This is a genomic window from Psychrobacillus lasiicapitis (assembly GCF_006861795.1).
GTDB classification, from domain to species: Bacteria; Bacillota; Bacilli; order Bacillales_A; family Planococcaceae; genus Psychrobacillus; species Psychrobacillus lasiicapitis.
Genome location: NZ_VDGH01000008.1, coordinates 98841 through 112579, shown reverse-complemented (window position 1 = coordinate 112579; position 13739 = coordinate 98841). Strand labels below are relative to the sequence as shown.

14 protein-coding genes are annotated in these 13739 nt (G+C 38.2%); 11 read left to right on the top strand and 3 right to left on the bottom strand.

Annotated features, from left to right (window positions below; all coding sequences use genetic code 11):
• The first annotated feature begins 6 nt into the window (after positions 1-6).
• From FG382_RS14305 to FG382_RS14285, 5 genes are all read left to right on the top strand, one after another.
• Entirely contained in the window at positions 7-699 is a 693-nt protein-coding gene (locus FG382_RS14305; RefSeq protein ID WP_229677277.1) for a class I SAM-dependent methyltransferase, read from the top strand.
• A 19-nt stretch (positions 700-718) separates the two neighbouring features.
• Positions 719-2140 (top strand): SLC13 family permease, encoded by a 1422-nt coding sequence (locus FG382_RS14300; protein ID WP_142539569.1) that lies wholly within the window; start codon positions 719-721, stop codon positions 2138-2140.
• A gap of 19 nt (positions 2141-2159) precedes the next feature.
• Positions 2160-3341, top strand: a complete 1182-nt coding sequence (locus tag FG382_RS14295) for a CaiB/BaiF CoA transferase family protein (RefSeq protein ID WP_142539568.1) — start codon at positions 2160-2162, stop codon at positions 3339-3341.
• A gap of 27 nt (positions 3342-3368) precedes the next feature.
• A complete protein-coding gene (locus tag FG382_RS14290; protein WP_142539567.1) occupies positions 3369-4070 on the top strand; it encodes a gamma-glutamyl-gamma-aminobutyrate hydrolase family protein in 702 nt (233 codons plus the stop codon).
• A gap of 519 nt (positions 4071-4589) precedes the next feature.
• Positions 4590-5582: a M23 family metallopeptidase gene (locus FG382_RS14285; protein ID WP_280525890.1), complete on the top strand. Its 993-nt coding sequence runs from the start codon at positions 4590-4592 to the stop codon at positions 5580-5582.
• 33 nt (positions 5583-5615) lie between these two features.
• Here the strand turns inward: FG382_RS14285 and FG382_RS14280 are convergent, their stop codons facing one another.
• Complete coding sequence (locus FG382_RS14280; protein ID WP_142539566.1) at positions 5616-5948, bottom strand: DUF5658 family protein; 333 nt, start codon at positions 5946-5948, stop codon at positions 5616-5618.
• Between the two features lie 165 nt (positions 5949-6113).
• Between FG382_RS14280 and FG382_RS14275 the strand changes: the two genes are divergently transcribed.
• Complete coding sequence (locus FG382_RS14275; protein WP_142539565.1) at positions 6114-6578, top strand: divergent PAP2 family protein; 465 nt, start codon at positions 6114-6116, stop codon at positions 6576-6578.
• A gap of 47 nt (positions 6579-6625) precedes the next feature.
• On the opposite strand, the gene FG382_RS14270 is transcribed toward FG382_RS14275, so the two are convergent.
• Positions 6626-7126 carry a YusW family protein gene (locus FG382_RS14270; RefSeq protein WP_142539564.1) on the bottom strand — a complete coding sequence of 167 codons (501 nt, stop codon included), beginning with the start codon at positions 7124-7126 and terminating at the stop codon, positions 6626-6628.
• Positions 7127-7238: 112 nt separating this feature from the next.
• Entirely contained in the window at positions 7239-7733 is a 495-nt protein-coding gene (locus tag FG382_RS14265; RefSeq protein WP_170206526.1) for a YusW family protein, read from the bottom strand.
• Between the two features lie 191 nt (positions 7734-7924).
• On the opposite strand from FG382_RS14265, the gene ytxJ reads away from it, so the two are divergent.
• The 5 genes from ytxJ to FG382_RS14235 all read left to right on the top strand — a co-directional run bounded on the left by ytxJ (position 7925) and on the right by FG382_RS14235 (position 13724).
• A complete protein-coding gene (gene ytxJ, locus FG382_RS14260) occupies positions 7925-8257 on the top strand; it encodes a bacillithiol system redox-active protein YtxJ (RefSeq protein ID WP_142539562.1) in 333 nt (110 codons plus the stop codon).
• 16 nt (positions 8258-8273) lie between these two features.
• Complete coding sequence (locus FG382_RS14255) at positions 8274-9089, top strand: STAS domain-containing protein (RefSeq protein ID WP_142539561.1); 816 nt, start codon at positions 8274-8276, stop codon at positions 9087-9089.
• A gap of 944 nt (positions 9090-10033) precedes the next feature.
• A complete protein-coding gene (locus FG382_RS14245) occupies positions 10034-11725 on the top strand; it encodes a mechanosensitive ion channel (RefSeq protein WP_142539559.1) in 1692 nt (563 codons plus the stop codon).
• A gap of 248 nt (positions 11726-11973) precedes the next feature.
• Entirely contained in the window at positions 11974-13122 is a 1149-nt protein-coding gene (locus tag FG382_RS14240; protein ID WP_142539558.1) for an acyl-CoA dehydrogenase family protein, read from the top strand.
• Positions 13123-13139: 17 nt separating this feature from the next.
• A complete protein-coding gene (locus FG382_RS14235) occupies positions 13140-13724 on the top strand; it encodes a TetR/AcrR family transcriptional regulator (protein WP_142539557.1) in 585 nt (194 codons plus the stop codon).
• Positions 13725-13739 lie beyond the last annotated feature (15 nt).

Sequence of the window (13739 nt, the reverse complement as noted above, 5' to 3'; positions counted from 1 at the left end):
CCGATTATGGCTAAGAAGATGGAGTTCGATAGTGACATTGCAACTGAGTATGACAAGGGAGTAAGACGGACACTTCCGACCTACGATCCGATGCTCCGGCTTTCGCGGACATTTCTACGTTCAAATTTAGAAGACAATGCTTCCCTCCTTATACTTGGTGGTGGAGGAGGAAATGAACTAAAAGCATTCGGACCTACAAATGCTGAATGGCGTTTTACGGCCGTTGATCCATCAAAGGATATGCTGGAGGTTGCTAAAAAGAAAGCGGAGCAATTGGAAATGGATAATCGTGTGGAACTGATCAATGGGACAATAGAAGATGTGCCGGTTGACTATACATTTGATGCAGCGACTTGTATTCTCGTTCTTCACTTTATACCTAATCTAGAGGATAAACTGGCACTGTTAAAGAAGGTCAGATCTCATCTAAAATCGGGTGCTCCGTTTGTGCTCGTTAGTAAGTTCGGTGACCCAGCTAGCCCAGAGTTTCAAGAACTCGTCACTCTATGGAAAAATTATTGGCTCGATACGACCAGTCTACCAGCAGAAAAAGTGGAAGAGTTGATGAAAGGTACGTTAACAGAGTTCTCTATTTCTGAGGAAAAACTAAGGGAATTGCTAGTAGAGGCTGGGTTCCACAGAATTGCCAACTTTTTTAAAACAAATCATTTTGGTGGTTGGATCTGTCATGCTTTATAAAAAGGAATGATATGGTGGCATGAAAATAGTTAAAAATAAAGATTTTAAAACCTATGCATATATTTCTTTGGCTATTGCCGGATTCCTATTCATGTTTTTCTTGTTACCTGATACATTTTCAACCTCTGCTAAACTGATGACTAGTATTATCACGTTTGGGATTATTTTATGGTCGTTAGAGCCTATTCCTATAGGACTTACTGGGTTAATCATTTTATTGCTTATGCTTGTTTTTAATATTGCAGATTCGTCTGTTATTTTCAGTGGATTTGCTTCACCGGCTACTTATTTAATTGTCGCTGGGATGATGCTTGCAACCGCTGTAAACGATACTTCTTTAATCAAGCGTATGACGTACATGATTTTGAAAAAGTGGGGAAGCAGTGCAAAAGGGTTGTTGGGCAGTGTTATTATTATCCAACAAATTCAATCTTTCTTTATACCATCGACTGCTGTCCGTACCGCGTTAGTAGTACCGGTTTCCACAATGATTATCTCGACAGTTGGGGCAAAGCCAGGAAGTAATTTTAGGAAGATGATTATGCTAGGCGTTGCGTTTGGTGGAGTTATAAGCGGATCAGCAGTAATGACTGCGGCAATTGGAAATATATTAACGGTGGAAATTTTGAATCGTTTTGCTGGGGTTAGCATAACGTATTTTCAATGGTTTTTTTATACGTTTCCATTATGGTTTATATTAATACCTGCTATATGGATTCTTTTGTTGAAAGTATTCCCATTGCCGAAGGAGCAACAATACTTTCCAAAGATTGAAGAGCAGATGCAAATCAAATTAGAAGAACTAGGTACAGTGAACAGACAAGAAATCATTTGTATGATCATTCTATTTTTTATCGTTGTGCTTTGGTTAACAGAGCCAGTTCATGGAATGCACCCAAGCATCCCAGCTTTAATAGGAGTTGTACTGATGACATTGCCGAAAATCGGAATTGCCGATTGGGAATCGGTTATTAAAATCAATTACAATACGATTTTGTTATTAAGTGTGACCTTGTCAATGGGGTATACATTTGTCGATTCTGGTGCGGCGGATACAATCAGTGATTATTTAAGCGTCCCTTCATTTATGGAGCTTATTCAAAATCCATTATTAGCTGTATTCATCGTTATTTTGATGGCTCAGCTATTTCATAAAATGATCTCGAACGTTTCAACGGCAGTTGTCGTACTTGTTCCTATTATCATAAGTGTTGCGCAAAATGCGGGAGTAGATCCATTAGCTATAGGTTTTGCTACTGGGCTAACATGTGTTTTTGGATTTATGTTTGTCGTGGAATCTATGTCCAATTTGCTTGTTCATAGTACAGGGATGATTGAGCAAAGAGACTTTTTAAAGCCGGGTTTATATGCAACAATCATCACAATCATTGCAACAATAGTTGTTGCAGCTACGTGGTGGAGATGGATTGGACTAATCTAGTAAGTAAGGAGGAAATCGTATGTTACCTTTAGAAGGGATAACTATCATATCGTTGGAGCAGGCTGTGGCAGCACCTTTTGCAACAAGACAGCTCGCAGACTTAGGGGCACGTGTGATTAAAGTGGAAAGACCAGAAACTGGTGACTTCGCTCGAAATTATGATAAAACGGTTAAAGGAATGGCTAGTCATTTTGTCTGGATTAATCGTTCCAAAGAGTCTATTACACTCGATTTAAAACAAGAGGAAGCAAAAGAAGTTTTAGATAAATTATTAGCAAATGCAGATGTGTTTATTCAAAACTTGGCTCCTGGTGCCGTTGATCGGCTTGGTTTTGGTGCGGCGGAGTTAAAGGAAAAATATCCGCAGCTCATCATTTGTGGGATTTCAGGCTATGGTTCTTCAGGTCCTTATATGGATAAGAAAGCATATGATTTACTAATCCAGTGTGAGGCTGGTTTAGTTTCTGTTACTGGAACGGAAGACACGCCATCTAAATCGGGTATATCGATTGCAGATATTGCAGCGGGTATGTATGCATATACAGGAATTTTAACTGCAATTATTGCTCGGAGTAAAACGGGGAAAGGTGCTGTTTTAGAAGTATCGATGTTGGAGGCACTAGCAGAATGGATGGGCTATCCACTTTATTATGCTGGCTACGGAGAGAGTGAACCAAAAAGAACGGGAGCTAGTCATGCTACTATTTATCCGTATGGACCTTTTACAGCAGGAGATCAAAAACAGGTTTTTATGGGCATTCAAAATGAACGCGAATGGGTTCGTTTTTGTGAAAATGTACTAAAAGATAGCGAGCTATCGCAGGATACTCGTTTTAGTAATAATTCTAATCGAGTATCTAACAAAGAAGAGTTAAAAGCCATTATCGACCATGCTTTTGAAAAGATGGACTCCACTCAAATTATTGAATTACTTGAGGACGCAAAAATAGCAAATGCACGCCTTAATACAGTGAGCGAATTAATGGATCATCCTCAGCTACAGGCTCGCAATCGTTGGAGAGAGGTTGAATCCCCGGTTGGCAATATAAAGGCGTTACTTCCACCTGCAACATTTGATGAAATAGAAACTGTTATGAACCCTATTCCTGCGATTGGAGAACATACAGAAGCTATTTTAAAGGAGTTAGGCTTTGACTATAAGGTAATGGAAAAAGCTACAAAAAACAGTATTTCCGTTTAAAATAAATCGTCGTTTAGGAGAATTTATTTGAATCCAATTATTGGTGTTTCATCGAATTTAAAGGGAGAAGCTATTTCCGTTCCTACTGCTAATGTTCATGCCATTGCTCGTTTTGATGGAGTTCCGATTGTTCTGCCAAATTTGCAGGATGCCGGATTGGACATCATCGTTGATAGGATAGATGGACTTCTTTTAACTGGCGGAGGTGATATTGATCCGACATTGTTTGGAGAAGAGCCTCATCCGCGTTTAGGAAGTATTGTACCAGAGCGAGATGCGTTTGAAATACAGCTAGTTCAAAAAATGTTAGAAAAGAATAAGCCTATTTTAGGAATTTGTAGAGGAGCTCAAATTTTAAGCATAGCGGCTGGCGGAGATATGTATCAAGATATATATGCGCAGTCACCAGCGCAACTTTTACAGCACGATCAACAAGCCCCAAATTGGTATGCTTCTCACTTTGTGCATGTAACAGAAGGAACCATTTTAAGTAATGTGGCTGGAGTAGAAAAGTTTAAAGTGAATAGTTTTCATCATCAAGCTGTTCGCAATGTTCCAAATGGATTTTTGGTGAGCGGGATTGCGAGCGATGGAATTATTGAGGCTTTTGAAAGTAAAAATCATCCGTTTGTTATGGGGATTCAGTGGCATCCGGAAAGTTTATTGATGAAAGATGATCTAATTTCTGCTGCGATTTTTGAACGTTTTATAGATGCTTGCGTGAAGTAAATTTTAGCGTATTAAGAGAAACGACTGTTTAAGAGCAGTCGTTTTTTATGATTTAGGAATAATAGAATTTATGGTGTGTGACATTGGTGGTTGGCTTTGTCGCGTTATACCATTTACTAGAATTTATCGGTTGCAAATATCTCCTGACTTTCAATTTGATTGCTCTCAAATTAATTTGGTAGCTTGCCTGCTATTAATTGCTCTCAAGCGCTGTTTGATTGCTTTAAGAGTAGTACTGGTTGCTTTCAATAGCTTTTTGGTTGCCCTTTGCCGTTTCTTGGAATTATTTATTCTGCAAATACATAATTCAGAAATTTGGTGCGGTGGATCGTCGCTCGTCTAAGCGAAGCGCCGCCGTGTTAAATTCCAGCGTTCACTTCATTCAAATTCTCATAATGAAAAGCTGCCCCTAATCTGCTTAATGTAACCGTTTAATGGTTAGAAATACACGTTTTATTTATTCATGAAATGATGCTAGGAGGGAAAGCTACTGTATAGAAAAAGGAGGTATTTTGTTTGATTAGCTGGATTAGACTGACGTTTTCTACATGTGTTTTTGTCTTTCTTCTTTCCACTTCTGTTTCTGCTGCTGAAGAATTATCGAGAGAGAAAATTTTAGAAAAGCGTATGGAGTACTATATAAAATATTCGAGTGACGTTTTGCCTTGGTATTATCTAGCTGCTATCGATCAGTTTGAACGGAATATCCAGGAAGTTAGAAACGATATCCCGAAGCGAGATGGCGTCGTTGCTATCCAATTTTCCGATGATTATTGGACGGGGGCGCTAAATCCTTTGCTAGATGATACGGACCTAACTTCAATCGCTTTTTTCAATGGACATGGCTTAGATGGCAATCAGGACGGTAAGGCAGATCGGGGAAATGACGAAGATGTGATGCACACTTTAACTGAATATTTACTGCAGTTTGGAGTTACGGAAAAAGACTTTGAAAAAGCGTTAAAGGAATATTATAAGCGCGAGGAAACAGTTAAACAAATTTTGACGAACGCAGAAATTTACAAGGAGTTTGAAACGTTAAATTTAGATGCGCGTGCTTTTCCACTTGCTATAAATCACAATTATAGTTATCGCAGTACTTGGGGTGACTCAAGAGGCTGGGGTGGAAAACGAATCCATGAAGGTACTGATTTGTTTGCTTCTTACAGCGTTCCAGTGAAGTCCACTACTTTTGGCAAGGTGGAAATTATGGGATGGAATGACTATGGCGGTTGGCGTATCGGTATCCGAGACGTAAATAATACGTACCATTATTATGCCCATTTATCAGGATTTACAAAAGATTTGAAAGAAGGAGACATACTTGAGCCTGGAACTATCATCGGGTATGTTGGGAGCTCGGGTTATGGAAAAGAAGGTACATCGGGAAAATTCCCTCCTCATTTGCATTACGGCATGTATAAATACAATGGTCGAGTCGAATGGGCATACGACCCTTTCCCTTCCTTAAAGAAATGGGAGCGAGAAGAAAAAAGTAAGAAAAATAAGTAAAAAAATCCAGCAGCTCTTGAGTTGCTGGATCTTTTAAAAAATAAACAATAATGACATCCAAAAAAAGTGTTGGAATAAAACAAGTGTATAGAGCAAAAGTGTGAAAGCAATTAAAAGCTGCAAATATTTTCTTGGTTGAAATTTCGTGATGATATACATAAAAAGAAGCGGAAGGATAATTTTAATGGAATAAAAAATGGCAATATTGTTTTCATACACGAAGCGCATAAATGGATTAGCCTCCGAGATATGACCGTTTCGGATGCCGAAATCGGTAAATATAGAATCAAAAATAGCGAGTATTAATAGAAATATTGCTAGTGTAAAAGGGGTTACTTGGGTAGGAACTAAAATCCTCTGATTCACATGGATTGATCTCCCTTCTATCTATTCTATTTTGTTGGCTTGTGCTATTATGTTGAAATTTTTCATTGATTATTCATAAAAAATAAGAAAATCTGCTTTACAGGATTATTTAATGTCAGATAGGGAAATGTAAATAGAAATAAAAATAGCTAGTTGGAGGACAAAATGACGAAAATGAATCGAGGAATTGTTACAGCATTATCTGCAATTGGTTTAGCACAAGGCTTAAAAATATTTACGCATAAAAAGTTAACGGGAAAATGGGATCTTAAACAAGCATTTACAACTGGAGGTATGCCAAGCTCACATTCGGCAGGAGTAGCAGCACTTGCATCCTACGTAGCTGCCAATAAAGGAGCTCGTCATACGGAGACAGCGCTGGCAGTTGTATTTGGAGTTATCGTTATGTATGATGCGCAAGGAATCAGAAGACATACAGGCGAAATTGCACAGCTTGTAAATGATTTGGAAGACAATATAGTAACCTTATCGGGTAATTTTCCGAGCTTTGAGTATGTGCAACGAGAGGAAGAATTAAATGAACTACTTGGTCATCAGCCTGTCGAGGTAGTGGCGGGTGCAATTTTAGGAACTATTTTCGGTGTTATTTGTGCGAAATTGGAAGATTGAAATGAATAAGAAAAGCCAAGCCGGTGAAAATTCCGACTTGGCTTTTCTTACTCTGTCGTGTTAGCAGTATACGTTTTGTTTTCCCCATCTGCGTATTCGACTTCAAGGTTGAAGTTGTTAAAGGCATTTACACCGAACTGTGAGGTAACTTTTTCGATTACTTCCTCATCACTCATCTCTTTTGTTAAGTGCAGCTCCATGAATATTGGTTGGAGGAGGGCGTAAGCAGAATCTCCTTGAAGGTCTGCAGTTTGCTGTACGTTTGTATATTTGACGTCTGTATCTGCTTGGTTAACGTTATATTCAACGAGAACGGAATCTTTGTTTTCTACTGTATCGATATGTAGGTTAAAGCTTTGGAATCCGAATTCATTTTCTTGGTTTTCAGTTGTTTGAGATTCGTCAATCGTTTCACTCTGTTGTGGGTTTGTTACTGTGCCATCGGGTACATTTTCTTCCTCTTCTTTATTAGTGTTTCCGCAAGCACCTAATAGCAAAAAGCTCGTTAAAAGGCTTAGAGTAAATATCGTATATTTTTTAAGATTCATCTAGATTCTCCTCTCGATGTAATTGACTCTATAATACTGTCCAAGGAGTGAAACGTTTAACCAAAGAAGCATCATTAAAACCAAGCCGGCTTAGATCCCGGCTTGGTTTTAATTATTCTTTGCTATCCGTGTATGTTTTCGTTTCTCCATCTTCGTATTCAACTTCTAGGTCAAAGTTTGTATAATCAGCTGCATCAAAAGCCGTGGTTACCCTTTCGATGACTTCTTCCTTACTCATCTCTTGCGTGATCTGAAGGTCTGTAAAGACTTGCTCTAGTAATGTATAAGCGGCATCTCCTTGTGCATCTGCCGCCGCATGCATATTTTTGTAAACTGCTTCGGATCTTGAAGAGTTTCCATAGTATTCTGCTATTATCGCATCTTTATTGTCGGGTGTACTGATGTGTAAATTTAAAAAACGGAAGCCGAATTCGGTCTCTGGGCTATCTGTTGCTAGAGATTCATCGACTTTCTCATTTTGTTCCTCCTCAAATGCTGTTCCATCAGGTACATTTTCCTCTGGCTCATCATTATTCCCGCAAGCAGCAACAAGCATCGATGATGATAGCAGTATTGTTGCAAGGATGGTAGGTTTCTTTGCTTTCATGTACATTCTCCTCTCACAATGATTGGATCTACATATTATCAATAACCTAAAAGCGATCTTATTAAACAAAAACAAGAATGATAGATAGCTAAAAAGGAGGGTAGAATGAAAAGTGTAGGTGTTTTGAAGGATAAGTCTTGTATAATGGGTATATAAGATATAAAGCAAAAAATTCAAGGAGGATGGTTCAAATGGCAAAATATACAGAAATTACTTCGGTAGATCAATGGAAAGATATTTTGGAGCAGTCAAAGGAGAAGGGGATTATTGTGTTTAAGCATAGTACCACTTGTCCAATTAGCGCATATGCATATGGAGAATTTACGTCATTTGATTCACCAGTTGAATCGTATTTAGTAAAAGTGATTGAAAATCGTGCAGTGTCCAATGAGATAGAAAATGATTTAGGTATACGTCATGAATCACCTCAAGCGTTTTTAATAGCAGATGGACGAGCTGTTTGGAATGCTTCTCATAGGAAGATTACAAACAAAGAATTAACAAAGGTAACGGGAACATTATAGGGGACGGAGAGATTGTATGGAAGAAGTAAGGAAAGTAGGACGGTATTTAATCGAGAATGCCGAAAAAATTATAAGAGATATAACAAAAAAAGCGCTAGTAAACGTGGATATTCCAGTTACAGAAGAGATGTTGGAGCATTCCATTCAACAGAATGTGGAGTTTTTAATGCTTATAGCAAACTCTTTCGAAGAAACAGAGGAGGCTGCAGAAGCAGAACTGATCAAATGGAGTAAACAAGTCGGTGAACAGCAAGCGGCTCTATTTTCCCAATTTTCAACGATTCTTAAGCCATTTGCTAAAAACCGCTTAATGTATTTAGAATGCATCACCCAGATATCAATAGATCACGGATTATCGGTTGAGAATGTAGTGAAAATAAATAATCGAATTAATTATTTAATGGATGTAAGCCTTATGGAGACGATTTCCGCATATGAAGTTTATCGTGATTCGTTAATGGAAGAACGTCAAAAAGAAATAAATGAATTATCGGCTCCTATTGTACCTATCCAAGCAGGGATTGCTGTATTGCCTTTAATCGGTATGATTGATTCCTATCGTTTTCAATACGTCATCAATCATTTAGTTCCTTTGATCCCGAGTCGCTCGATAGACCATTTGATCATTGATTTTAGTGGTATTTTGACGATTGATTCTGAAGTGGCGGAGCAGATCTTTATCCTTCACAGTGTGCTTCAACTACTTGGCATCCATGTATTATTTTCTGGCATTCGTCCCAATCTTTCCATGGAGGTTGTCCGAGCGGGTATTGATTTTAGCTCGTTTCACACATTTGGAAGTGTTAAGCAAGCGATTGATAGTTTGAAATAGCAATTTTATAGATATATATGGAAGATCAAAAACGATTTCTCGTAAAGAGAAGTCGTTTTTTTTGACATGGAAAATTATAAGTTCTATGGCTTGTCCATTAGTATAGGGAAACTGCGCGGTAGTGAGTTGAATGAAGTGTCCGCTTGGATTTCCTCTATAGGGTGGACGCTTTCCGCGGGCACGGCTTCCATCTCCTCGGAGCTCTCGCTCCTGCGGGGCTTTCAGCTCGTACTGTTCCCGCCGGAGTCGCCACCCCTTCGCTACAATCCAATAGAGTTTGCTATTTACTTCATAATGAGACACAAAATTTAGTACTATGTTGCATTTTCTATGGGTGAAAACCCTTGAAAAGTTGTATAAGATATACTATCTAGCGATTGTGATCAATTATTAGGAGCTGCCATTGCTTGAATGGCTCATAGCAACCTTTCCTATAATTAATACTGTACATAAAATGATTCTAAATAAGTGACTGCTTGACAGTTTTAATAAATTAAGTAGCTTTTTTGCATTGAATTATGGATTAGTCAGCAAGTTCTATTGATTGAAGCGCAAGGCGGCGACACCTGCGGGATCAGCGGGACAGGTGAGACCCCGCAGGAGCATGCGACGAGGAGGCTCACCGCCCGCCCCGCGGTAAGCGTCCGCCTGGAGGGGAAATCAATTTCCTTTGCCATGTCTCTTTACCGCACAGTTTCCCTATTATGTGAGTTATTCCATTTTGTCTTTCTAACGAGCTAATTTGGACAGTACTTAGGTACTTATATTCGTGTGAGTGATACCTTGGGATGCATATATTTTTACTCTGATTCCTGCGCTTTTCCATACTTCCTTTTATTTACTAATTGTAAGGGCGATTTTGCTTTAGTTTGAGAAGGGGGTTACGTGGGTAACAGAGTATTATGAAAGCTTATAGAAAAGTTAATATATAAGGAGGAGACGCAATGTTAGATCAGTATTATTGGAGAGATACCCTCTCTTTTTTACCCGAGATATTAATAGGTTTATTGGTATTATTAATAGGATTTTTTATTGCAAAGCTTTTAGAAAACACGACGTATAAGTTACTTAGAAAATTTCATGTGAATGAACGGTTAGGAAATACAAAGTCCAAATGGTCAGTCGAGAAGGTTATAAGCAAAGTTGTCTTTGCTATTGTGTTGATCTTTGCATTTGTTTTATTCTTTAACATATTGAACTTGAATACAATGGCCACTCCGTTTATTTCCATGTATTCAGGATTAACTGGTGCTTTCTTAAATATTTTGAAAGCTGCTTTGATTTTATTATTTGCTTGGATTTTAGCAACTGTCATTAAAAAAGTGATTCAAATGGCAGGTTCGAAGCTCCCTTTAAATAAATACGTAGGAAAAACAGGTGTTGATCCGAACAAAGTGGATCAGACGAAATGGACGGACACAGCGGCAAACGTTGCGTACTATCTAATCTTTTTATTTTTTATTCCTGCAGTATTAAATGCATTAGGAATTGATGGCTTAAGTGGACCATTTGAGGGAATGCTCGCTAGTTTCTTTAACTTTATTCCTAAACTAGTATCGGCAGCTATTGTGTTTGCCATTGGTTGGTTCGTTGCAAAACTAGTTCGTAATTTAATAGAGAAGTTTTTACAGTCAGCTGGTGCAGATCGATTAGCAGATAAGCTGAAGATTTCTTCCTTTATAGAAGGGACGAGTGTATCGAAAGTTGTTGGGGTTGTGGCTTTTGTTTTAATCATGATTCCAGTTTCTATTACTACATTAGAAATTTTAGATCTAGAAGGCATTTCTTCCCCGGCTATTAGCATGTTAAATAATGTTCTGGCAATGCTACCGAAGATTTTCGTGGCCATCCTTTTAGTATTAGTTGGCATAGTTATCGCGAAATGGGTAAAAGATGTCGTTGTATCGCTTCTTGAAAAAAGTGGTGTGAATTCAGTATTTGGAAAGATGGGATTCAAATCTGGCAATGATACAGCGCCAACTGTTTCGACTTTGTTAGGTACGATTGTTCAAGTAGTGATTATATTACTGTTTGTTGTAGAAGCATTACAATTGTTAGAGTTACAATTCATGGTGACATTGGCAACTGCCATTTTTGCTTATTTACCATCTGTGTTCGCTGCGATTATTATTTTAGCAGTTGGATTTTGGTTAGCGAATCTGGTAGAAAAATTGGTTGGAAGCTTGATGAAGCATTCTTCCGGAACACCACATTTCTTACGTTATGTAGCGAAATATGCGATCTTGGCTTTTGCATTTTTCATGGCATTAGACCAGTTAGGAATAGCAGCTTCCATCATTAACTCCGCATTTATCCTTATACTAGGTGGCTTGGCATTGGCGTTTGGCTTGGCATTTGGATTGGGTGGAAAAGAACATGCAGCTCGCTATTTGAGTAAAATGGAAAAAAGCTTAGAAGATGCAGAAGTGTCGAAGGAAGACTATAAAGCAGAAAAAAATTCGATGAAACAATCGTTGAAGAAGGATGTTCAAGCGACTAAGAAAACGGAGCAAAATCTAAGAGAGACAAATGGCTTTTTAGATGAATCTCCTGATACAGGATATAACATCCCATCTACCGATGACTTACATCCTTATGAAGATATTCCTCCTAGTGACGGAAAGTTAGATAAATAAAATCTGAAGCAACGCCCTGGTGTAACAATGCCGGGGCGTTTTTAATATGGTGAGTATGTAAAAAGGATATTCTACAAAATAAACTTTAGGATAGATATTTAGGGTTTATTAAACATAAAGTGAAAAATGAATGTATTTATTCAAAATTTAAACGACGTTCAAAAAAACATTTACTTTTAGAATGGAAGAAGTATAATGATTTTAAGATTGAATTTTCAGATAAAATAGAAGAGGAGGACAAATTTTTGGTGAGAGCTTCTTTTATAACGGATGAGCATGAGTTATTTCGCAAGGCTTTGAAAAAGATGTTAGAGAAGGAAGCGTACCCTTTCTATAATGAATGGGAAGCAAATCGAACGATTCCGAGAGATTTTTGGCTGAAGATGGGGGAGAATGGTTTTTTATGTCCTTGGGTAAGTGAGAAATACGGGGGACTTGGGCTCGATTTTTCCTATTCGATGATTTTGATAGAGGAATTAGAGCGTGTGGGTCAAGGATTAGCAAGTGGAATGTGTCTGCACTCTGATATTGTAAGCCCTTACTTCGAGAGTCTCGGAACAGAAAAACAAAAAGAAAAGTGGCTTCCCGGTTGTATAAGCGGGCAACTGATTACGGCGATTGGTATGACGGAGCCTAGTGTTGGATCCGATTTAGCGGGAGTGAAAACGACTGCTCGAAAAGAGGGAGATACTTACATTTTAAATGGAGAAAAGACATTTATCACAAACGCCTTAACAGCTGATATTGCTATCATTGTTTGTAAAACGGATCCAGATGCCATCCCTGCTCATAGAGGAATTAGTTTACTCGTTGTGGAGAAAGGGATGGAAGGCTTTAAGCGTGGAAAGAAGCTCGATAAAATCGGTATGCATAGCGGGGATACTGGCGAGTTAATATTCGAAGATGTCAAGGTACCTGCAGAAAATTTACTTGGGGAAGAAGGCAAAGGGTTTTATTATCTTATGCAAAACTTGCAGCAAGAGCGTCTAGTCGTTGCACTTCAATGTCAAATAGAAGCAGAAGAAATGCTACGAATAACAATTGACTATGTAAAAAATCGAAAAGCATTCGGTCAATCGATAAGTAAATTTCAAAATACGCAATTCAAAATTGCAGAAATGGCAACCGAAATAGATATCGGTCGAACATACGTGAATCAGTTGACTGCTCGCCATATCGCAAATGAAGACATTGTTAAAGAAGTGTCTATGGCAAAATGGTGGATTAGTGAAATGGCCAAACGTGTGGCAGCAGAATGCTTACAGCTGCACGGCGGCTATGGATATATGGAAGAATACGAGATTGCAAGAAGATACCGTGATATTCCCGTTGCGAGTATTTATGCAGGCACAACAGAAATTATGAAAACCATTATTGCGAAAAAGCTAGATTTATAAAGAAAGGAGGAATCCGAATGAAGCTCTCAGAGAAAAAACTGCAGAAGAAAAAGCAAGAAATTATTTTGTCTGCTGTCAAAATCGTGAATCAAAAAGGATATCAAGGTGCAACGATGGAAGAGATTGCTGCAGAGCTTCTGATGACGAAAGGTTCTCTCTATTACTATTTTAAAAATAAAGAAGATCTCCTTTTTCAATGTCATGAAATGGTGTTGGGGCAGGCAATTAATGAGCTACAGGATTATTTTCAGGAAGACCTATCTAACGAACAGAAGCTACGCAAGATGATTGCCAATCATATACGCTATATGATTGAAGAAAAAGAAACGTTCAATATGATTATTAAGCCTGACCAAACCTTCTCCAAGGATTATCTCCATCCTATTTTACGAAAACGAAATGAATATGCAGCGTCGTTTGACGAAGTAATTCAAAAAGGAGTGGAGGAAGGAGAGTTCACTATAAAAGAACCAAAGATGGCAAGAATGATTTTACTCGGTTCTATGAACTGGATTCAGCAATGGTACAGGCTTGATGGAGATAAGTCAATTGAAGAGCTACAAGCGATTTATGCAGATTATTTGTTAAAAGTTGTGAAATGAATACCATCATTTAAA